Here is a 21,847-nt window from a genome sequence, read left to right on the forward strand (position 1 = left end):
TGCAAGTGTTTTTTGTAATTTTTTTAAAATAATATTTCATCCTAAAGCATTTGTTAAAATTCTTTGCTCTTTTCATTCGGGAATTATAATTCTATCAGCTTTTATTTTTTTGTCAACACTTTTTAATAATGTTTTTGATATTTCTCCACTTTCTTTTCTAAAAGCAACCTCCATCTTAACTAAAAGTAATATTTCTATTTACTCAACCTCCAAATTTAATCTGTAGCTTCTCACTTTCTGTATTCTATCTTAGTCTTTAAGTTTTGTTCCCATCTATTTCTTAATGGCTTTCTCTTTTTAGAATTAATTTAGTCATAGTAAAACCCTGAAATCTTTTCAAATTTCAGGGTTTATAAAATTATTTAATTTAAAAATTACTTATCTGACTTTTTATCAGTTTTTTCTTCTGCTTCTTTGATGTCTTTCTTTTCTTGATCTCTTGTTTTACGGTCAAAAAGCACATCTTCTAGCACTTTACCGTTTAAGTAAAGGTGCTTATCGTCAAGAGTAAATTCAACCTTCTTCGTATCTGGCTTAGAGACGATTAATTTAGCAGCTGGAGTTTCAAGATCTTGTTCTACCACTCTTCTTAATGGACGAGCACCAAATTCTTTGTCATAACCTTTTTCTGCCAAGTACTTCTTAGCTGGTTCAGTTACATGAAGCTCAATATCTCGTTTCCCAAGAGAAGCTTTCATCTTCTTTAAGTAAAGATCTAAGATCTTAAGCATATCCTCACTGGTTAATGAGTTAAATGGAACAATTGCATCAAGACGGTTCAAAAATTCAGGTCTGAAGTAAACTTCAAGAGCCTTACGTAAAGCATCTTGATCATCACCTTTAAGCAAGTTATCTGAGAAACCAGCATTTGAAGTCATGATAATAATTGTATCTTTAAATGAAATTGTTCTTCCTTGTGCATCCGTTAAACGACCATCATCCATAATTTGGAGTAATGCATTAAATACTTGTGGATTTGCCTTTTCAATTTCATCAAGCAAAATTAATGAATATGGTTGGTGACGAATCTTTTCAGTTAATTGTCCACCTTCACCATAGCCAACATAACCAGGTGCAGAACCAATTAACTTATTAACAGCCATTTGATCTTGGTATTCAGACATATCTAAACGTACTAAGGCATCAGCTTTACCAAATAGCTTGATAGCTAATTGTTTAGCTAATTCAGTCTTACCAACACCAGTTGGTCCTGTCAAAAGGAATGAACCTGTTGGACGGTTAGAATCCTTGAAGACTTGTTTACGAGCAATAGCATCAGTAATAATATCAATTGCCTTATCTTGGTCAATAACAACCTTCTTCAAGTCAGCAGCTAAGTTAGCATTCTTTTCAGCTTCGTCAGCATTGATTTCGCTCATTGGAATACCAGTCTTAGTTTGAATTAGCTTGTATAAATCATCTGCAGTAACTTTAGCTTCACTAGCCTTACCTGCAGTCTTAAGATCTTTCTTTAATCCTTCAATATCTTTCTTGATTTTAGCTGCTTCATCATATTTTTCATCCTTAGCAGCTTCATCTTTTTTAGCTTCTAAAGCCTTAATCTTATTCTTAATTGAAGTTTCGTCTTTTTGATCCATGTTTAAGGACTTCTTAGCACCAGCTTCATCCATTAAGTCAATAGCTTTATCTGGTAAGTGACGATCATTGATATAACGATCTGAAAGTTCTGCAGCAAGTTTCAATGCATCTGGATCATATTTAACATTGTGGTACTTTTCATATTTTGGAGCTAATCCTTCCAAAATCTTAATAGCATCTTCAATAGTTGGTTCAGGAACTTGAACTGGTTGGAATCTACGAGCTAAAGCTGGATCTTTTTCAATTTGTTGATATTCGCTAGTAGTTGTAGCACCAATAACGCGAATTTCGCCACTTGCTAAAGCGGGCTTTAAGATGTTTGCAGCGTCACCTGAATTATTTTCTGAATCTGTTGATCCAGCACCTACTATATTGTGTAATTCATCGATGAAAAGAATAACATTCTTATCGCCTTTAGCTTTATCAATAATTTTCTTCAATTTTTCTTCAAAAGATCCACGTAATGAAGTTCCAGCAACTAACTCATTAATGTTTAATTCAATAATATGTGCTTTCTTTAATTTTTCAGGCACATCTCCATCTACAATCCGTTGAGCTAATCCTTCAACAACAGAAGTTTTACCAACACCAGCAGGACCAGTTAAAACTGGGTTATTCTTTTTACGTCTACTTAAAATTTCAATAACTTGATCAATAACTGCTGTACGTCCGATAACTGGATCATACTTTCCTTTTTTAGCTTGTTCAGTTAAATCAATTCCAATTTCTTTTTCTTTTTTCCCTTGTTGTGCTTGTTGAGTTACACCTTGTTGAGGCATTTGGCCTGAGCTAAAGCCCATTGGTTGACCACCTGACATTCTTCTGCCATTCCCATCGTTGAAGAAGTCATTAAAAATGTCGTCAAAGTTGTAACTACCATTATCAAAGTATGCCATAGTATGTCCACTCCTCATTAAATAAATAATAAAGAACTTAGCACCTACTTATACCTAAGTGCTAATCTTTCATAATCTAATTATATGCGCTTATTTCTTTAATGCCAAATAATATGTATTGTTTTATCAATAAAAAAATAGAGGGATATTTTCATCCCTCTATGGCCTAAAAATTAATGTTTCATATGAAACATTAATTTTTATCTTTCTTATTACTATTTCTTTGTGGGCCATTATTTCCTTTTTGTACTGCCTTTAATAGATATTGTTCAATCAACTGCACCACTTGTTTATTTTGAGGCAAAGAAGAATGTTGAGCATCTTCTCCAGTGACGGTCATTGTAGTATAGTGGTTAACTTGATTTTGAAAAATGTATTTTCCAGCTTCTACGCTATTCTCTGGTACTAGACCATCTGACTCATAATTTTCCCCTCCAGAAACAGAATACACATTTAGGCTAGAGGGGATTTTACTTTTATTTTTAATAAAATCTTCTAACATCTGAGTTTTATGACTAATACTTGTTTCATTAAAATTAAACGGTGTCCCTACCGTCATTAACTCTTTAATTTTAATTTCACTCGAATAATCAGAATAGTAATGTTCTAGCCAGTAAGTCCAAATTAATCCTCCATTAGAATGTCCAAAAGCTTTAAAGTTATTAAAGGTATACTGCTTACTTAAGCTTTGAAAGGCTATGTTAAGCCACGAAGCTTGTTTTTTTATATTACTGTATCCATCCTTATTATTTTCAAATCCAATAATAATAAATGGTTCATTATCACCTTTGCTAATTTTTCCGCTATAAACTAATTGTCCATCAGTATCTACCTTTATTTTTAAAACACTATGTTTTTCCACAGTATCTTTATTTAAAGTAGAAACTAATTCATTAAATCTTTCTGTTGTTGCACTTGAACCTGGTACCATAATAACAGGAGAAAGCTGAGATTTTTTTCGCTCAGCTAAATCTTTATTAGAATTTTTTGTCCAAAAATATGTTGGAATCATTAATACTGCTAAAAGAAAAAAGATCAATATTAAAAATAATTTATTTTTCTTCACTTTTTTCAACATTTTTTCTTTCCTCTCTAGTATTTAATTCATCAACTTTACTTTCAATCTTATTAGCCATCTTCACAATTGGAATATAAAGAAGAATATCGACTGCAAAAATCACTAAAGCCACTAATAAAGCCTGCCAGCTTCCATTAGTAGCGATAAAGCCTTTGATAAGACCAGGAGTCCCTGTTAGTATCGCATAAGCAGAAGCAGGCACTAAATGGAGAGCGATTGCTCCTGCTGCTAAAAGCATATTCATAATAGGAAGAAAGACATAGGGTAATACAAAAAGTGGATTTAAAATCACTGGAATCCCAATTAAAGCACCTGCATTTGAACCAAATAAGGTTGGAATAAAAGTCCAACGACTAATCCTAACAACATTTTTCTTTTTAACAAATAATAAAATTACTATCAACAAAGCCAGCAAAATACCATTGCCGCCAAATTGTCCATAAGATTTATAAATTTCAGACCCCAAAAATTTATTTGGCACATTCCAGCTTGAGCCATGTTGCAACGCGTAACTAATGTTAGCTGTTCCCATGCCACTTATTCCCGCATCTGTTAACCCTGTCAACGGTTGACCAATTCCTAACCAATTTAAAAAAAGTGCTAATCCGATTAAAGGAATATAAGCAAAAATATTTAAATTATTTTGCCCTTGATTTTGAAAGTATTCGTATAAGTGAGTAGCCACTAATCTTAAGCCAACAAAATTAGCCACAATTCCTAATACTAGACCAATTGCCCAAGTTACCAAAAGTGGCTTGAAGGATGCAATCGCTCTTTCCTGAATATGAGGGGAATTATTTATTGAAGGATGAGTAACATTTTTGCCCAACCAACGAAAAATTTGTCCCGTGCCAAACCCTATCAAGAGTGCCAACAAAAAGCTGTCAATATTTAAAAAACGCCAATTAAACGTAAAAACTGAATTATTCACATTGCGATACCGATAAGCACACAGTAAAAGTCCAATCATCCCTGAAAGTCCAGCCATTTGTTCATCTTTATTATAAAATTGCGCAGTATACTTAGCAGCAAAATACGCTACAAATATTCCAAATAGATTAAAAATAACATTTGTTAATCCTTGCGTAGCATACCAAGCACCATTAAAAATTTGATCAGGTAACCAATTGTCAAAATATAATATATTTGAGATTAGACTATCCGGCGAAAATACACTTCTCCATAAAAACTGTGATACACTTCCAATAACTGCTAAAGGCATCAACATGGTTAAAGTTCTCTCAGACACTCTAAAAAAAGGACGTCGGCGGAACCACAAAAATATGGTATAAATATTACTCTTTGGCATCTAATTAATTTTCTCCCTTAACTAAGTTATATTTACTATACTATTCCTTTCCTTCTCGTCATTCAATCTCATCAAATTAACTGACCGTCTTTCCTCTAATTTTTAGCAATTAAGACTGGTATAATATAAGAAGTTAACTAAAAGGAGGACTAATATGATTAAATCACATCTTAAATTGAGTAATGAAAGTCGGGCATTACTTTCTTTTTATTGCGAACAAGAAAACAAAGATCCTGAAATATTGCTTAACGACCTAATTAATGAATTTTTACATAAAAATATTTCAAAAAATGATTTTCAAAAAATTATTGCTGAAGCTTCTGATTCTACTAGCTTTAACACTAGTGAATTAATGCGTAATTTTGGCGATAGCTGGCTTCAAGACTAATTATAGAAATGGAAGGTTGAAATAATGTTAAAAAGAGCAAAATCTGATCCTATTAACACAATTTGGCTTTTCCTTGGTTCACTTATTGTTAACACTGGTATTAGTTTTATTTGGCCGCTAACCACTATTTATATTCACAATTATCTCCACGAAAGTCTAACCATAGCAGGAGTTGTGCTTTTCTTAAACTCTATTTTTACCATGCTGGGGAATGCACTAGGTGGTTACCTTTTTGATAAATGGTTCCCTTATCAAACCATTTTACTAGGAGTAAGTATCGCCACCTTTTCTACCCTAATGTTAATTTTCTTTCATGGTTGGCCCGCTTATGTGGTTTGGCTTTTGACCTTAGGTATTGGGAATGGAATTATCGTTACTGGCCTTAATTCAACCGCCACGTTAATAAAAAGCAAAGCCCCCTCTTATATTTTCAATATTTTATATTTTACTCAAAATTTAGGTCTTGTATTTGGCTCATTAATGGTTGGTTTTATTTTACCATTTGGAATTGTCTATATATTTATTCTTGCATTTATGATGTTTCTATTTTTCAACATTGTTGTTTTAGTAAAATATCGCCATCTTAATCAGCGACCAAAAGATACAAACCACATGAAAATTTCGGAAGAGAACGTGACAAGCAATCCTCATTTAAAAATTATTGCTAGTTTACTTTTCTGTGTATTAGCAGCCTGGATTGCTTACGAACAGTGGAATTCTAATATTTCTTCTTATATGTTAAGTTTGCACATGTCCGTTACCCTATATAGTTTTCTATGGACTTTAAATGCTATTTTAATTGTAACTTTGCAACCCATTCTTACCTATTTTGATAGCTGGCTTACTGATCATATCAATGGAAGACTATATTTTGGTTTTACCTTGTTTGCCCTAGCTTTCCTACTTCTAATTGGGGCCACTCATTATGCTCGTTTTCTCTTAGCTATGGCTTTGTTAACTACAGGAGAAGTTTTTGCTTTTCCAGCAGTTTCTACTTTCATTAACAATTTTGCTAGTGAAGAAAACAAAGGGAAATATCAAGGAATTATCCAAGTAGTAGTTTCTGCGGGAAGAGCCCTTGGTCCCTTAATTGGAGCTCTAGTGATTGATTTCTCTTCATTCTTAACTCTCTTTATTTTTTGTACAGGTATCGTTCTAATTTCAGGCATTATCTTTTTCTTTACAAATGAATTATCCAAAAGAAAAAAGTTTAGAGACTAGGAGTTTTGTTTCTCCTAATTTCTAAACTTTTTATTTACTCAAAATTCAATACTAGACTTCAAATAGAAGTAATACGGTACTTTATTTTATTAATTCACTTATTAATTTATCCATTTGGACTTTTGTCTGCTTAAAGCTCTTTATTGGATGGTTTGTTTGAATGATCACAGCATTTTTTCCGTTATTAGAAATTCTTACAAATGCATGATAGCCAACTCCTGCCCCATTTGCAGCTCGAAAGCCCGCCGGATTATTATAGAATCCACCACCATAGTAGGCTGGTGCTTTACCTCTAAAAAGAATTTTCATTGAGTTTTTAGACAGTAAAGTTCCATCTGTAATGGCTTTCTCAGTTTTGTATAAATCTGATGTCGACATTACCACTGATCCTGCCCCAAGTTCTCCATGGAGCTCATTTAAATTCAAAGTAATCGGAACTTCAGAAGTTTTATTTTTATTAGCGTATCTATAAGATTGCGCTAAATGTACCTTCTGCAACTTCGATTTTTTATTCCAAATAAATGCAGTATTTTCTAGCTTCAATTTCTTTACAAAAGTTTCATTAAATAAACTTTCGTAGGATTGGTGAGTTACTTTCTCTAAAATTCCAGATAAAAGTACATAGTTAATTGAAGAATAATATCTTTTACCATACAAATTATCCTTAAAACTAATCAAATGGTCAATATCATATTCGATACCCGCTTGATCATTTTCAAACTTCGGACTTCCTAATGGTGCTTTATTTGGTGTAGTAAGCCCACTTGTCATTTCAAGCAACTGTTGAATGGTAATCCGATTAGCTTGATCAATATTAGGGTAAAATTTGGCCAACTTATCTGTCAACTTCAGGTTACCCTTTTCAACTTGACGCATAACCATTGTAGCAGTCATAGCCTTTTGAACAGAATCGATTAAATAACTAGTTTTCTCAGTATTAACTAAGTTTTTCTTCTTATTTGCCCAACCAGTTGCATAAGAGACCCTTACCTTATTATTTTTTACTTCAGTTACTGTCCCTTGTAAGCCCTGCTGATTCATCAAATTTTGCATTCGGTTAATTTCAGCTGCTTTTTCTTCAACTGACTTGCTAATTTTTGCATCTGGCTTTTTTGCCCAAGCTTCAGAGAAATAATAGTTATTCAGCTGATAGTTAATTGGCGTATTCTTAAGTTTCATAAATGACTGTACATACTTATCCATCGTAAGCCATCCATTCCAACCTAAGTGAATAGTATCTTCCATGAAGTATTCTTTGTCACCATCCTTCGACAAATCAGCTACATGGGTAAAACCTTGAGTTAAAAGTTGCGCTTTAATTTTATTTACAGAACGTTGGTACATCTTTTCAGATAGACCTGTATATTTTGCCCACTTACTATTTACTGGTGGAATTACAAATAATACATTTACATGTTCTTGCGCAAATTCATTTAAAACTAACTCAAAATCGCCAAATTCTGGGGAACGGGTATAGTCAAAATTCTTTTGAGAGTCTTTTAGACCCTTTAATCCATTCTTCAATAATCTCTTTTTAAAGAAATTATTAGAGATATTAAATGAATTGTTTGTTGTACCCTGTGCTCCTTGATTATTAGCGAATTGACGCAAATTATCATATGCATATGTCCCAGGAAGTTTGTGCGCACCACTTTGCAATTTCGGAATATTATTCTTCATATCAAAAGTAGTAAAAAAATCATCCTGATTAGAAAGGGTTCTTTGACGCATTTGAAGCCATGATCTTTGCCAATTGGAAATTTTCTTTCCATCTGCTAGATCTTTTAGTGCTGCTTTAGTCGACTCACTTGAAGTTGCTGAAGGCATCTTAAGTAATCGTTTAGCAGCATAGCGTGTCGCAACACTATCTTTAGCACTCAAAATCCAATCAATAGCTTGTAATTGTGAAAAATACATTCCAAAAGCAGCTGGATCTTGCCCTTCTTTTACAAACCATTGAGGAGAGATAATAAACACTGCTTTTTTACCAGCAAGTTGTTTCTTAGTCTCTTGAAGATTCATAAAATGTGTCAAGGATTGACTACCAGGTCCCCCTAATAAAAAGGGCTGATATGAACGATGATATTTATAAGCTAAAACACTTGGATGTAAAGGATCCATTCGAGAAAGCTCACTTGAACCATAAAAAGGAACGTACTCTTTTTCAAAAGCCGCCCGTTTAATATTTTCTCCCTTAAATACGTTTTGAGATTGGGAGACAGATGCTTTGAATAAAACACCATCTGAAACTTTTCTATTCCATGGAATTATAAAAACCACGAATAATAGAATAAAAGCACAGATAACTGGGCCAAAAATTTGCCACAGCTTTCGTTTATTACTCATTTCTTAAGCTTTCTACCTTTTCTACAATTTTTGTAGGAGTTTCCCATTCTTCACGTACAAATTCAGATACTGGAGGAGTAATTCCGATAAGTTGTTGTAATTCAAGTAACATTTGTACTACTGCCATTGAATCCATTAAACCTGTTTCGAATAAATCTTCATCCATACGATCAGTAAAATCTTCACCAGTTAATTCATTTAATACATTTAATACAGCTTCTTTAGTATCCATAATTTAAATTCCTTTCACTATCTATTTCCAACCAAACCAAAGAGTACTTAAAAATCCTGAAAAAATCAAGAAACTGAAACATACTACATTGAAAGTTAAGAAAATCGCAAACCATTTTGTAAACTTATTAGATGGAATTTTGTCTTTATGCTTTCTCTTAAATACAAGCCAATTATCATTAAAAATAATCGCAAAAGCATGATAAATCCCATATACAATATAATACCACGTTAAACCATGCCAAAATCCCATAACTAGGAAATCAATAAAATATGATAAACGTGACAAGTCTTTTCGATTTTTAACAAGTTTTTTCTTCATTGCAAAGAAAGTAAATCTCATGAAAATGAAGTCACGGAACCAAAATGATAGGGTAATATGCCAACGATTCCAAAAATCTTTAATATTCTTAGAAATAAATGGCTTATTAAAGTTCATTGGTGTCTTAATTCCCATGAAATATGATGTTCCTACCGCAAAGAGTGAATAACCTGCAAAGTCAAAGAATAAATACATACTATAGCAGTACATATAACCTACTAAAGCCCAAGAAAGTTTTAAAGGTCCTTGTCCCATATGGATTGACATCTTTGCTAATTGAGGAAGCCAAAGCGTACCAAATACATATCCAATGATAAATTTATATAAAAAGCCTTGGAAAATATATCTAGTCCCTAAACGCATCTGCTCAATATACTCTTGCCGATCAGGCGCTCCATTACAATCATTTGCAAATCTTTTATAACGATCAATAGGTCCTGAAGAAATCGTTGGGAAAAACAACAGAAAACGGGCATAAGTTACAGGATCAACTTTTTCTATTGCCTTATCTCTTAATTCCATCAACACTTCAACCGTTTTAAAAGTTATATATGAAATCCCAAAAAATCCAATTAGATCCGCAACTGGATTATTAACATGGGGCGCAATTTTTACTACTACCAATGGCAAAATTGCTAAAATGATGACTACATAAAAGACCCAACTTTTATTTCGTCCAGATCTGATATAACGTTCATAAGCAAAAGTTAACAAGAATTGAAATGCAATATAGCCAATCAATTGATACCCTTGAATTGCATCTGTTCCATCAAACATTAATACCAAAAACAGCAATGATACCAGAGCTTCATAAATCTTAAAGCGTCGTCCAAAATACAACCCAATTATTAAAGGTAGTAACGCCACAAAAAGAATTATAAAGTAACGCGGATTGCTGTATGGTTGCATATTGATCACGCGTTATTTACCTCCTTGATTACCTGTTTGATATCTACCTTACCATTTTGCGAAATTGGCATATTTTCTCGGTAAATAAATCTTTGAGGAAGCATATATGGCATAATATCTCGGCTTAAATCTTCACGTAACTTTTTAGTCAATTCAGCATCGCTATACTTTTCTCTCACGCCTTCCGCTAATTCCACCACTGCAACTAATTGTTGCACTTTATGGTCTTTGTTATATCGTGGTGCAACTACGCCATAGCGTACCAATGGATTTTTAGCAAGATAGAAATTAATTTCTTCTAGTTCAATTCTATAGCCATTAAATTTTACTTGGAAATCAATTCTTCCTCGATAAAAGAGCATATCTCCGTCTAAAAATCCTAAATCTCCAGTACGGTAGGTACTATATTGATCATTTGGATTTTTGAAAAATGCGGCTTCAGTTTTTTCAGGATTATTTAAATATCCCTTAGATACACTTGGCCCTTGAATCAATACTTCTCCTTGTTTATTATCTTTATCTTCACCCTTTGAAGTATCAATTGTAACCTTTGTATCTTTTTTAGCCACTCCAATTGGTAAACGATCATACTTATTTAAGATATCATTATCAATTTCAACACTAGTTACAGCCACTGTAGTTTCAGTTGGACCATAAGTATTATAAATATGACTATCAGGGAATTTATTCTTTAATACTTGAGCAGTTTTGTGACTTAATTCTTCCCCACAGAATAAGAAATGAGTTAAATTCTTGTGATGCTCACCATTAAAAGTAGGATCTAAAAAACTCATTTCAGCAAATGATGGTGTTGAAACCCAAACATTAAAGTCTAAATTAGGCATAGTTTTAAACAGTTGACCCAGATTTTGCGTTACATCATGAGGTAAAACGACAAGCTTTCCTCCTGAAGTTAAAGCGGGATACAAACTCATTACTGATAGATCAAAAGAATAAGGGGCTTGAGCTAAAAAGCTAGGATGTTCAGGTAAATTAAAATCTTCTAACTCCCAATTTACAAAGCTTAATAAGTTATTATGGCTGATTTGAACACCCTTTGGCTTTCCGGTAGTTCCAGAAGTAAAGATAATATAGAAATTATCATCCCCACTTACATAATTATCTTCAGCAATATTAAAATCACCATCTTCAACTTCTGATGCATTTAATACTTCAATATTCTTCATTTCAATTGGTAACTCATCAACAGCAATTACCAAAGGTGCTTGAGATACCTCCTGAATCATAGTTAAACGTTCACTGTTTGAGTAACTAGCGATTGGAATATAAGCATGTCCAGCCTTAACAGCTCCTAAAAAGCTCGCAATCATTTCGAAGTTTTGACCACCCCAAATCATAACTGGTGCTTTTTCAGGAATATTCATCTTTTTCAATTTAGCTGCATAAGCATCTGATCTCTTTTTTAAATCACCATAAGTATTTGTCTCACCTAAATAGTCATAAACAATTCTATTTGGATCTTTTATAGCAATTTCATCGATCGTTTTGATTACATCTTTAATCATTTAATGCGATCCTTTCAATTAAAAATCTTTATAAATGAAGCTTGCGCTACCAATTCCACTATAAGAGTAGAGATAAACTAAAACTAACAAAATAGCAAAATAAAAAATTGTTTTTCCAATAAATATTCCTATTTCCTTAGCTCTAGAATTTTGGTGTTCAGTTTTTGCTGCCATTCTCACACCTCATAATCTTTTTAATTTTACAACACCTTTTCTTTGAGAGAAAGGCTCCCTGTCTTAATATAAACATTATAACAAAAAAAATCTTATTTAACGCCCTCTCTTATTATCTCTTGCATTTAAATAGGCAATAAATAAAAAGATAGTTGGTAAAAGTGAAACGAAGAAAAGTGAAAAAATAGTTACTTTTATAATCCAACTTGGATTTTGCCAGCGACTAGTATTAGCAGTGGCCAAAAGATATGCTGAAAAAACCACCACTATTGCCAGGGTAATTAAAAATAATCCTGCATGACTCATATTATAAAGCTGAAGCATCACTGCAGCTGCAATTAAGCCACTCCACCCAGCTACCTTTATCCAGAAACTTGTTTTGTTTTTTATCATGTTAACTCCCTAATAAAGCGTTAATATTTGCTGACAAAATTCTATCTACTATCATAATATCATCACGAGCGTATTCTCTTGAAGAAGATTCAAACAATAACAATAATTGTCCTTTATAAACAGAGATTTGTTCTAAATATGGCGGTAATGTAACAACCTTATCAGCTCTATCTTCATCTAAGTTATCAATCGCCGATGCCGGGAAAAAATAAAGCTTAGAGTCTTTACTCCCATAAGATTGACTTAAAATAATCCAATCCTTATAAATTGCTATTCCCTGAATCTGACTATCCATTGCTGCACTTCCGGCCCCAGAAGCCCATGTACTTTGTCCTGTTACTGCTTTGATTTGATCACTAGTAATAGTATCTTTAAAATATCCTATTCTACTTATTGGATAAGCAACAATTCTTCCCTTTTCATCTTTACTAAAAAATCCTACAAACAGTTGATTATCATCATAAGTTACTGCAGATGCACGTTCAATAGTTGGTAGCGTTATTTCATGGTCATAAGTAATCGGCTGGTGACTTTTTTGATAATTATAATCTTCGATTCTTTTAAGAGGAATAGACATTAAAGCAGCCTGTCCTTGGCTTGTTCCTGTTAACCAAATATTTTTGGCAATTGGATCATAAGTAATTCCACCTAAGTGGGGTTTACCGGCTACAATAATTCGCTTAAGATATTTTCCTTTCTTATTTAATACATAGATTACTGAAGCATGGGTATGTTTTGCATCATATGCTGTAATTAAAATATAGTTTCCAGCAATCGTTACTCCTTGGGGAGTCATATAGAAAGAAGAAGTATCTTTATTTTTTTCATAATCATAGCTTATTGTTTTTTTAACACCAGGAATCACAACATCTGCGCCTCGATAGGAGGTCTTCGGGGTAGTGTAGACAGCTTGATAAAGTTTAGGGTACTTTTTACTAAGTTGCTTCTTAAAATATTCCAAATTATAGCGTGTTGCACTTATACTCGTTCCGTCTTTAGCACTTACTAAAGCTGGCGCACTCGAAAAAGCTTTTTGATTTTGATGATGGCGATAAACTTTATTTACAATAAAATAACTACCTATTCCTGTAATTACGATCAATGATAGGAAAAATAAGATTCTAATGACTTTTTTCATTTTTCCCACCTCCTTCTTTAATACAATACGAAAAAATTCTTCTTTTTAAATTTCCCAAGTGAATATTTCCCAGGAATTAATTTTCTTATGAAAATTATAAACTACCTTTACATTTTCTGTAAAAATTAATCATAAATTCATCATATTTTCTCTCTAATATATAAACCATAGCAAGAGGGGAAACCTCAAAGCTATTAGCATTAATATCCAAACTTTTATTTTCATTTTTACTCCTCCAAGTAAATTAAACACATTGCCTTTTCGGCTAATCATATTATCCCTAAAACCTCGTGAAATTCATTTACGAGGTTTTTCTTTGGGTTTAAAATCATTATTTTCTCTTAAAAAATACTTTTAGGTTTAATCTGTTGCTTTTATCAATATTTATAATTTCTATGAAAAAACGTCACACTTTCTTCATAATTTCTCTCTAATATATAAACCATAGCAAGAGGGAAACCTCAAAGCTATTAGCATTAACATCCAACTTTTTTATTTTCATTCTTACTCCTCCAAGTAGATTGAACATATTGTCAGCTCTTTCTTAATCAGAGTTGACCACATTTATTCCTAAAGACTCACATCTTCCCACTGTGAGTCTTTTTTATTTTTCAAAAACCTTTCTTCAATTTTTTTATAACATTTCATCACACTTTCTTCACAATTTCTCTCTAATATATAAACCATAGCAAGAGGGAAACCTCAAAGCTATTAGCATTAACATCCAACTTTTTTATTTTCATTCTTACTCCTCCAAGTAGATTGAACATATTGTTAACTCTTTCTTAATAGAGTTAACCACATTTATTCCTTATTTTAAGACCACGAACTTCGTGGTCTTTTTTTGTTTTATATAATAAATGATATAATAATTGAGTAATGTTTTATTTGATATATTAATTTTGGAGGACACATATGCTTAAACGACAATGGAAATTTTTTACCGTTCTGGGCATTGGGATAATTGGATTAATTCTAGACTTTTTACTCCATAAACCAACAATTGCTGGTTTTCCTATTTCTGAAATTTTAATTGATATCTTCGGTATTTTTATGGTAATTACCATGGCGATCGAAATGATTCATACCTTAGAAAAAGGAAACTGGGGTGTCGATGTTTTAGCTATTATTGCCACTTTATCTACAATGATCGTGGGAGACTACTGGGCTGCATGGATGATTTTAATTATGCTTACCGGTGGTGACTCCTTAGAAGATTATGCAACAGGTCAAGCTGATCGTGAATTACGCGCTTTGTTAGATAATACTCCTCAACTTGCTCATAAATTGGTTAACGGCAAAATTGAGAATGTAAATGTAGACGACTTAAAAGTTGGTGATATTGTTTTAATCAAACCTGGTAATCAAGTTCCTGTTGATGGTGAAATTATCAAAGGATCTTCTAGCTTTGATCAATCATCCCTAACTGGTGAATCTGTCCCTGTCGATAAAGGTGTAGGTGATAAACTTATGTCTGGCTCAATCAATGGTGACAGTGCTGTCGAAATGAAAGTTACTACTTTAGCTAAAGATTCTGAGTACCAATCTATTGTTGCTTTAGTAAAATCTGCTCAAGCTAAACCTGCTAAATTTGTTAAAATGGCTGATCGCTATGCTGTACCTTTTACAATCATTTCTTTAATTATTGGGATTGCTGCTTGGATTACCTCTGCTGTAACTAATCCTGGACTTGACTGGCAACATCACTTTTTACGTTTTGCTCAAGTTATGGTAGTTGCTTCTCCATGTCCTTTAATTATTGCTGCACCAGTAGCTTTAGTTTCTGGAATGAGTTCAATGTCACGTAATCATATTATTATAAAAAACGGTACCACTCTTGAAAAGCTGTCTCGGACTTTAACTTTTGCTTTTGATAAAACAGGAACTTTAACTCAAAACAAATTAGTTATTGATCAAGTTAATGTGGCTGCTGATAGTGACCTTACTAAAAAAGAGCTCCAATCCTTAGCAGCGAGTGTTGAGCAACAATCTAGTCATATTATTGCCACCTCATTGGTTAATAGCACTGGAAAAGAAGCATTGAAGCCAGTAACTAATATCAAAGAAACTACTGCTCAAGGAGTAAGTGGAATTATAGATGGTAAAGAAGTCAAAGTAGGGAAACTTTCTTTTGTTGCCCCTGACCACAAAAAAATAGACGTTACTTCTACTGCAATTTACGTTTCTGTAAATAATAAGTTTGCTGGCTACATTACCTTCCAAGATCAAATTCGTCCAGAAACCGCTTCTACGATTGCGCGTTTACGTCGTCAAGGAATCAAATTAATCATGATGCTTACTGGTGACCGTAAGAGCGTAGCTGATAAAATTGCCAAAGAAGCTGGCATAACAGATGTTAAGGCTGACCTTCTTCCAGCTCAAAAAATCCAAGCTATCAAGGATGTACCAAAAGACTTACGTCCTGTTGCAATGGTTGGTGATGGTGTCAATGATGCTCCAAGCTTAATGGCTGCTGATGTCGGAATTGCTATGGGAGCCCAAGGTGCCACCGCTGCTAGCGAAAGTGCTGATATGGTCGTAATGGTCAATGATCTTTCAAAAATTAACGATGCCGTTGCAATTTCTAAACACACTATGAAAGTAGCACATATCGATATTATTACTGCTATCTGTGTGGTAATCTTAATTGAACTTATTGCCTTTACCGGTATCATTCCAGCTATTTGGGGTGCAATTATCCAAGAAGTAGTTGATTTAATTACTATTTTATTAGCTTTACTTGCTAAAACTAAGCCAACTAATCCTGCACAAACTGGATTACCTAAAAAGAATTAAGTTGCATCCAATAAAAACATTGGCTAGAATTTTTATAGACTTATCTAAAAGTTTCAAGATTAATCTTGAAACTTTTTCTTTTAAAGAATCGAGGAATTTATGCATTTTTTAGGCGAGTTAATTATTATTTTGATTGTTACTACCTTATTGGGACAGCTTTTTGCCCGCTTTAACCTACCTCCTGTTATTGGCCAACTTTTATCAGGAATTATTTTAGGACCTGCAATTTTATCTTGGGTTCACCCAGGAAATATTATTTCTCTATTTTCTGAATTTGGCGTAATTTTATTGATGTTTCTAGCAGGCCTTGAAAGTGATTTAGATCTTTTAAAAAAATATTTTAATCTTAGCTTCACAGTAGCTGGAATTGGTGTGATCTTACCAGTTATCTTTATGGGAACTGCCTCTTTACTATTTGGTATGAAATTTTTAGAAGCTCTATTTATCGGAATTGTGTTTGCAGCTACTAGTGTTTCAATTTCAGTTGAAGTTTTAAAAGATGCCAATCAACTTCATACTCGTGCAGGAAGTGCAATTTTAGGCGCTGCAGTTGTTGATGACATTCTAGCTGTTGTTGTCTTAAGTTTATTTACCACCTTTAGTCATGAAGGAGGAAAAAGTGGTTTAACCAATATCTTCTTTTTAAATCTTTTAATTGAGGTTATCTATTTTGGCGCAGTATGGTTGATTTATAAGTTTATCGCACCGTATTTTATGAGGGCCGCAGAAAAACTTGAAGTAAATTATGCTGTTGTCATTGCTTCACTTGTCTTAGCCCTTACAATGGCTTGGGCAGCAGATTTTGTCGGTTTAAGTGCAGTGGTAGGTGCTTTTTTTGGAGGGCTAGCTATTCGACAAACACCACAATACCAAGAAGTTAATTCCTCTGTTTCAGCAATTGGCTATGCAATTTTCATTCCCGTATTTTTTGCAGATATTGGTTTAAGCATGACTTTTGCAAGTTTTATCAAAGATATTTGGTTCATCATTATAATGACTATTCTAGCCTTAGTTTCTAAATTTTGGGCCGGAAAATACAGTAGCGAAATATTTGGATTTAGTAAAAACGATGCTAATATTGTGGGGGCTGGAATGATTTCCCGCGGAGAAGTTGCATTAATAGTGGCACAAATTGGAATTACTCACCATCTATTTCCAGAAGATATTTATTCTAGCTTAATTTTAGTTATTATCGTTACTACAGTATTATCGCCTTTCATTTTAAATCACTACCTCAAAAATCTTTCTAAATAAAAAGCTCCCCATTGGGAGCTTTTTATTATAAGAAGGGTAATAAATTATTTAACATGTGAGCAATAATTGAATATCTTAAATCTTTTGTTAAAACATAAGTCCACGCAAGTATTGAACCCATCATCCAGTATAAATAGATAAATTTTGAAAAAGTTGGATCATGCATAAACCCAAAAACAAATCCACTGGCTAAAACACCTAAAACCTTAGTCCATTTATTTTCGATCGGGAAAAATGTATTGAAAAACATCCCTCTAAAAATTATTTCCTCACAGATTGGGGCAACAATCACTAATAAAACATTATAAATCGGATTAGCTAAACTTGAAATTTTATTTAATTCCTGCTGGTTATGTGACGTTACTCCACCCTTAGCAAACAATTGAATAAAAGCGATTTGAAGAATCGTCATCAAAAAAAACATTCCAATTGCAATAAAAATTCTCTGAGCATTCCAGTGAGGCTTTTCATTAAAATCCCAGTTATTTTCTTGTTTTAATTGGTATTTATACAAAGCAAACATTGCCCAGATTGCCATAACGGTTATTATACCTATTCCAACCTCATTCCATATTGGTAAAGCAGTCTTATTCGGAATTACATACATCCATTGAATAAAACTGTAACCAATAAAAGCAATAATGATAATTCCTACATTTCCAAGAAATCGTAAAAAACTTTTCACAGATTTACACCACTTTTCTTAAAATATTCCAGCTAGTTACTTATAATTTATAATAAAGAAAAGAATGAAAATATACAAATGGAGTGAGTTTGTTGATAATCCGAATCCTTAATTTTAGTTTACATAATCAAGTTAGTCTACTAACTTTTTTAGTTTATTTAACTTTTGCAATTTTTATTATTTCCTGGCTAATAGAACCTCGTCGTTCTATTAATGCAGTTTTCTTTACCGCCTTTGTCCTTTCATTTGCTCTTTGGTGTGGTAAGCTTTTATTTTCTCAAAAAAACACCTTTCTAACTTGGAGCTTTGGCTTAATTGTATTAGGGATGTTTATTTTAATATTTATCTTAGTAATTTTTTCTTGGGCATTTTTCCTTTGGAATGCTTATTTCGTTTGGAAGTATGAATCACATACCCTGCCTAACTTATTAACTCTATTTTCAGGAATTGGATTAATGCTAATCTGGATTTTAATTCGCCTCCATGTCTTTAAGAATGTGCCAGACTGGGTCAATATTCTCTTGTCTGGTATAGTCGTTTTAGCATTTTATTTGTTAATTATAATGTATAATTTTTTAATTAATTTGATCTTATATCAATTTGTTCCCCGTCACTACAAACAAGACTATTTAATTGTGCTAGGTGCAGGCTTAGTAAATGGTAAAAAAGTATCTCGCCTTTTAGGAGCGCGAATTGATCGTGCGATTGCTTTTTCATACACCCAATACGATAAGGGACATCCCCATCCTAAATTTATTATGTCTGGTGGAAAAGGAAGCGATGAAAAAATTTCAGAAGCCAGTGCAATGCGTGACTATGCAATTAATCGTGGAATTGCTGCTGAAGACATTTTATTAGAAGATAGATCAAAAAATACCTATGAAAATATGCTCTATTCTAAAGAAGTTGCCATTAAAGACTTTGGTAGCAAAAAATTTCATGCAAAGTTTTTTACTAATAATTATCACCTCTTTCGCGCTGGACTCTATGCTAAAAAGGCGCATTTACATGCTAATGGCGTTGGTGCGCCAACACGCTTATACTATCTACCAAATGCGATTATTCGAGAATTTGTTGGCATCTTTGTCATGCACAAACAACGTCATTTTGTGATTATGGGAGTTATTACTTTAATTTTTGTTCTCTTGGCTATTTTATCTGGAATCGGATACATAAAATAAGTTATAATGGTATAACTATTATGTTAGAAAGGATCTTTTATGCTACAGCTAGAACATTTAATGAAGACATATCACATTGGTGGCGTTACAACCCATGCACTAGATGATGTCTCTATTAACTTCCGTAATCACGAATTTGTTGCTATTTTAGGACCTAGTGGCTCTGGGAAAACTACCTTATTAAATGTTATTGGAGGATTAGATCGTTATGATAGTGGTGACATAATCATTAACGGTAAATCGACCAAAAACTTTACCACTACCGACTGGGATGCATATCGTAATAATACAGTTGGTTTTATTTTTCAAAATTATAATCTAATTCCCCATCTTTCCATCATAGAAAATGTAGAACTAGGAATGATGCTCTCAGGAGTCGACAGCAAAACTCAACATGAAAAAGCAATTGCAGCCTTAAAACGTGTTGGACTTGGTGACCATCTCGCCAAAAAGCCAAATCAACTTTCTGGAGGACAAATGCAGCGTGTTGCAATTGCCCGGGCAATTGCAAATGACCCTGATATTTTACTCTGTGATGAACCTACAGGAGCATTAGATACTAAAACTAGTGAAAGTATCATGCAACTTATTAAAGAGCTAAGTAAAGATAAGTTAGTAATCATGGTTACTCACAATCCTGAATTAGCAAAAGAATACGCTAGTCGTATCGTCCATTTCCAAGACGGAAAAATCCTTAGCGACTCTAATCCTTTTACTCCTAAACATAAGGTCAAAGATACTTTTAAACTTATCAAAACTAAAATGTCTTACTGGAATGCCTTAAAGTTAAGTTTCACTAATATCATGACCAAAAAAGGGCGAACTTTTTTAACGGCCTTTGCTTCTAGTATTGGAATAATTGGAATTGCAATTGTTTTGGCACTTTCCCATGGTTTTCAGCATCAAATTGATGAAACCCAAACCAAAACATTGGCTCAATTTCCAATTTCTATTTCCAGTGTTGCAAATGATTTATCACCCACTACCAAAAAAGACTCTGATACCAACCAAAAAAACAATGGATATTTAGTAGCTACTAAGCCTGCAAATGAACAAAATACACACAATAATCATATCACTCAAAAATATGTGGATTATGTAAATAAAATTAATCCCACTTATGCTAATAACATTACCTATATCCGTGGAGCACAATTAAATCTTTTAACTAAAGCTAATAATAAAATTAAGCAAGTTGAATTCTCAAATAATAATTCTAGTGGTAATTCTCTCGCCAACGCCCAAACTCAAGGAATGGCTACTATGGGAATTAACACCAATGTTTTCCCTACCACTTTGGATAAGAAAAAAGGAAACTTTTTAAGAACCAACTATCAACTTCTTGCTGGAACCTGGCCAACTTTAGAAAATCAAGTAGTTTTAGTCCTAAATAATAAAAATCAAGCTAATATCAATGCCCTTAAAAATATCGGCATTAATGTCAAAAATGGTCAAAAAATCAATTTAAAGTCCTTAATCGGGAAGAAATTTAAACTAATTTCAAATAATAATTACTATCAAGAACTTCCTACTGGAAACTTTGTTCCTAAGAGTCCGAGTTCTTCTATGTATAACTCTGGCAAAACCATTACTTTATCAGCAGTTATTCAAGGAAAAAATAATTCTCAAATGGCACTTTTAGACAATGGAATTGCTTATAGCGATGCTTTGAGTAAAGAAGTAGTTAACGAAAACCAAAACTCTGCAATTGTTAAGGCGCAAAAAGCAAGCTCTAAAAATGTTATGACAAATCAACCTTTAACCAGTACAGCTAAAACGCAGTTTTTAGCTACTCTTGGTGGGAGCACCCTTCCAACTGGTATCTTAATTTACCCAACTTCATTTGATTACAAGGACAAAGTTCTTGATTATCTAGCTCAATGGAATAAAGGAAAAACTAAATCTAATCAGATTCTTTATACCGATATGTCTGGTACAGTAACCAAGTTAACTGGAGGCTTAATTGGAGGTATTACTGATGTTTTAGTAGCCTTTGCTGGAATTTCCTTGATTACATCAATGATTATGATTGGAATTCTTACTTACACATCTGTTTTGGAAAGAACTAAAGAAATCGGAATTTTAAAAGCTCTTGGTGCACGTAAACGTGATATTACCCGAGTATTTGATGCCGAAACTTTTATTCTAGGACTCTTCTCCGGAATTCTGGGAATTTTTATTGCCTACTTATGTACTTTCCCAATTAATTTTGTTTTATACAAAATTACTGATATGAGCAACTTGGCACAACTTGATCCAATGCAAGCACTTATCTTAGTAATTATTTCCACTATTTTAACTATGATTGGTGGGCACTTACCTGCTCGATTAGCTGCTAAAAAAGATGCTGCCATTGCTCTTCGAAGTGAATAAAAAAGACGGCTTTTATGATATGAACCTC

The 21,847-nt window shown here is 33.1% G+C and carries 17 protein-coding genes; 6 read left to right on the forward strand and 11 right to left on the reverse strand.

Going from position 1 to position 21,847, the window contains the following annotated elements; all coding sequences use genetic code 11:
* Nucleotides 1-374: 374 nt before the first annotated feature.
* From FP433_RS00005 to FP433_RS00015, 3 genes are all read right to left on the reverse strand, one after another.
* On the reverse strand, nt 375-2,495 hold the full coding sequence (locus FP433_RS00005; protein ID WP_265486710.1) for an ATP-dependent Clp protease ATP-binding subunit: 2,121 nt from the start codon (nt 2,493-2,495) through the stop codon (nt 375-377).
* 193 nt (nt 2,496-2,688) lie between these two features.
* Entirely contained in the window at nt 2,689-3,573 is an 885-nt protein-coding gene (locus tag FP433_RS00010) for an alpha/beta hydrolase (protein ID WP_265486711.1), read from the reverse strand.
* Entirely contained in the window at nt 3,548-4,882 is a 1,335-nt protein-coding gene (locus FP433_RS00015) for a PTS transporter subunit EIIC (protein WP_265483813.1), read from the reverse strand. Before FP433_RS00015 ends, FP433_RS00010 begins: the two co-directional genes overlap by 26 nt.
* 154 nt (nt 4,883-5,036) lie before the next feature.
* Between FP433_RS00015 and FP433_RS00020 the strand changes: the two genes are divergently transcribed.
* Nucleotides 5,037-5,270 (forward strand): hypothetical protein, encoded by a 234-nt coding sequence (locus FP433_RS00020; protein WP_265483812.1) that lies wholly within the window; start codon nt 5,037-5,039, stop codon nt 5,268-5,270.
* Between the two features lie 24 nt (nt 5,271-5,294).
* Nucleotides 5,295-6,491 carry an MFS transporter gene (locus tag FP433_RS00025; protein WP_265486712.1) on the forward strand — a complete coding sequence of 399 codons (1,197 nt, stop codon included), beginning with the start codon at nt 5,295-5,297 and terminating at the stop codon, nt 6,489-6,491.
* Between the two features lie 81 nt (nt 6,492-6,572).
* On the opposite strand, the gene dltD is transcribed toward FP433_RS00025, so the two are convergent.
* The 7 genes from dltD to FP433_RS00060 form a co-directional block, all read right to left on the reverse strand.
* Nucleotides 6,573-8,837, reverse strand: a complete 2,265-nt coding sequence (gene dltD / locus FP433_RS00030) for a D-alanyl-lipoteichoic acid biosynthesis protein DltD (protein WP_265486713.1) — start codon at nt 8,835-8,837, stop codon at nt 6,573-6,575.
* A complete protein-coding gene (dltC, locus tag FP433_RS00035; protein ID WP_265483809.1) occupies nt 8,830-9,069 on the reverse strand; it encodes a D-alanine--poly(phosphoribitol) ligase subunit DltC in 240 nt (79 codons plus the stop codon). Before dltC ends, dltD begins: the two co-directional genes overlap by 8 nt.
* Before the next feature lie 21 nt (nt 9,070-9,090).
* Nucleotides 9,091-10,308 carry a D-alanyl-lipoteichoic acid biosynthesis protein DltB gene (gene dltB / locus FP433_RS00040; protein ID WP_265486714.1) on the reverse strand — a complete coding sequence of 406 codons (1,218 nt, stop codon included), beginning with the start codon at nt 10,306-10,308 and terminating at the stop codon, nt 9,091-9,093.
* Complete coding sequence (gene dltA / locus FP433_RS00045; RefSeq protein WP_265486715.1) at nt 10,305-11,825, reverse strand: D-alanine--poly(phosphoribitol) ligase subunit DltA; 1,521 nt, start codon at nt 11,823-11,825, stop codon at nt 10,305-10,307. The genes dltB and dltA overlap by 4 nt, the downstream gene beginning before the upstream one ends.
* 18 nt (nt 11,826-11,843) lie before the next feature.
* The gene (locus FP433_RS00050; protein WP_265483806.1) at nt 11,844-11,999 is read right to left on the reverse strand and encodes a teichoic acid D-Ala incorporation-associated protein DltX; all 156 of its coding nucleotides are present in this window, start codon (nt 11,997-11,999) and stop codon (nt 11,844-11,846) included.
* A 96-nt stretch (nt 12,000-12,095) separates the two neighbouring features.
* Nucleotides 12,096-12,392: a hypothetical protein gene (locus tag FP433_RS00055; RefSeq protein WP_265483805.1), complete on the reverse strand. Its 297-nt coding sequence runs from the start codon at nt 12,390-12,392 to the stop codon at nt 12,096-12,098.
* A gap of 1 nt (nt 12,393) precedes the next feature.
* On the reverse strand, nt 12,394-13,530 hold the full coding sequence (locus FP433_RS00060) for a hypothetical protein (RefSeq protein ID WP_265483804.1): 1,137 nt from the start codon (nt 13,528-13,530) through the stop codon (nt 12,394-12,396).
* Nucleotides 13,531-14,445: 915 nt separating this feature from the next.
* On the opposite strand from FP433_RS00060, the gene FP433_RS00065 reads away from it, so the two are divergent.
* Together FP433_RS00065 and FP433_RS00070 are read left to right on the forward strand one after the other, a co-directional pair.
* Entirely contained in the window at nt 14,446-16,326 is a 1,881-nt protein-coding gene (locus tag FP433_RS00065; protein WP_265486716.1) for a heavy metal translocating P-type ATPase, read from the forward strand.
* A gap of 99 nt (nt 16,327-16,425) precedes the next feature.
* Nucleotides 16,426-17,580 (forward strand): cation:proton antiporter, encoded by a 1,155-nt coding sequence (locus tag FP433_RS00070; RefSeq protein WP_265486717.1) that lies wholly within the window; start codon nt 16,426-16,428, stop codon nt 17,578-17,580.
* A 25-nt stretch (nt 17,581-17,605) separates the two neighbouring features.
* Here the strand turns inward: FP433_RS00070 and FP433_RS00075 are convergent, their stop codons facing one another.
* Entirely contained in the window at nt 17,606-18,265 is a 660-nt protein-coding gene (locus FP433_RS00075) for a CPBP family intramembrane glutamic endopeptidase (RefSeq protein ID WP_265483801.1), read from the reverse strand.
* A gap of 95 nt (nt 18,266-18,360) precedes the next feature.
* On the opposite strand from FP433_RS00075, the gene FP433_RS00080 reads away from it, so the two are divergent.
* Together FP433_RS00080 and FP433_RS00085 are read left to right on the forward strand one after the other, a co-directional pair.
* On the forward strand, nt 18,361-19,446 hold the full coding sequence (locus FP433_RS00080; protein ID WP_416202988.1) for a YdcF family protein: 1,086 nt from the start codon (nt 18,361-18,363) through the stop codon (nt 19,444-19,446).
* Between the two features lie 39 nt (nt 19,447-19,485).
* Nucleotides 19,486-21,819: an ATP-binding cassette domain-containing protein gene (locus tag FP433_RS00085; protein ID WP_265486719.1), complete on the forward strand. Its 2,334-nt coding sequence runs from the start codon at nt 19,486-19,488 to the stop codon at nt 21,817-21,819.
* The last annotated feature ends 28 nt before the right edge of the window (nt 21,820-21,847 follow it).

Source organism: Lactobacillus sp. PV012, assembly GCF_014522325.1.
Taxonomy (GTDB): Bacteria; Bacillota; Bacilli; order Lactobacillales; family Lactobacillaceae; genus Lactobacillus.

What these genes read in the sequence shown, in the direction of transcription:
- FP433_RS00005 (WP_265486710.1), bottom strand. Translation starts at nt 2,495, where the DNA reads ATGGCATACTTTGATAATGGTAGTTACAACTTTGACGACATTTTTAAT.
- FP433_RS00010 (WP_265486711.1), bottom strand. Translation starts at nt 3,573, where the DNA reads ATGTTGAAAAAAGTGAAGAAAAATAAATTATTTTTAATATTGATCTTT.
- FP433_RS00015 (WP_265483813.1), bottom strand. Translation starts at nt 4,882, where the DNA reads ATGCCAAAGAGTAATATTTATACCATATTTTTGTGGTTCCGCCGACGT.
- FP433_RS00020 (WP_265483812.1), top strand. Translation starts at nt 5,037, where the DNA reads ATGATTAAATCACATCTTAAATTGAGTAATGAAAGTCGGGCATTACTT.
- FP433_RS00025 (WP_265486712.1), top strand. Translation starts at nt 5,295, where the DNA reads ATGTTAAAAAGAGCAAAATCTGATCCTATTAACACAATTTGGCTTTTC.
- dltD (WP_265486713.1), bottom strand. Translation starts at nt 8,837, where the DNA reads ATGAGTAATAAACGAAAGCTGTGGCAAATTTTTGGCCCAGTTATCTGT.
- dltC (WP_265483809.1), bottom strand. Translation starts at nt 9,069, where the DNA reads ATGGATACTAAAGAAGCTGTATTAAATGTATTAAATGAATTAACTGGT.
- dltA (WP_265486715.1), bottom strand. Translation starts at nt 11,825, where the DNA reads ATGATTAAAGATGTAATCAAAACGATCGATGAAATTGCTATAAAAGAT.
- FP433_RS00050 (WP_265483806.1), bottom strand. Translation starts at nt 11,999, where the DNA reads ATGGCAGCAAAAACTGAACACCAAAATTCTAGAGCTAAGGAAATAGGA.
- FP433_RS00055 (WP_265483805.1), bottom strand. Translation starts at nt 12,392, where the DNA reads ATGATAAAAAACAAAACAAGTTTCTGGATAAAGGTAGCTGGGTGGAGT.
- FP433_RS00060 (WP_265483804.1), bottom strand. Translation starts at nt 13,530, where the DNA reads ATGAAAAAAGTCATTAGAATCTTATTTTTCCTATCATTGATCGTAATT.
- FP433_RS00065 (WP_265486716.1), top strand. Translation starts at nt 14,446, where the DNA reads ATGCTTAAACGACAATGGAAATTTTTTACCGTTCTGGGCATTGGGATA.
- FP433_RS00070 (WP_265486717.1), top strand. Translation starts at nt 16,426, where the DNA reads ATGCATTTTTTAGGCGAGTTAATTATTATTTTGATTGTTACTACCTTA.
- FP433_RS00085 (WP_265486719.1), top strand. Translation starts at nt 19,486, where the DNA reads ATGCTACAGCTAGAACATTTAATGAAGACATATCACATTGGTGGCGTT.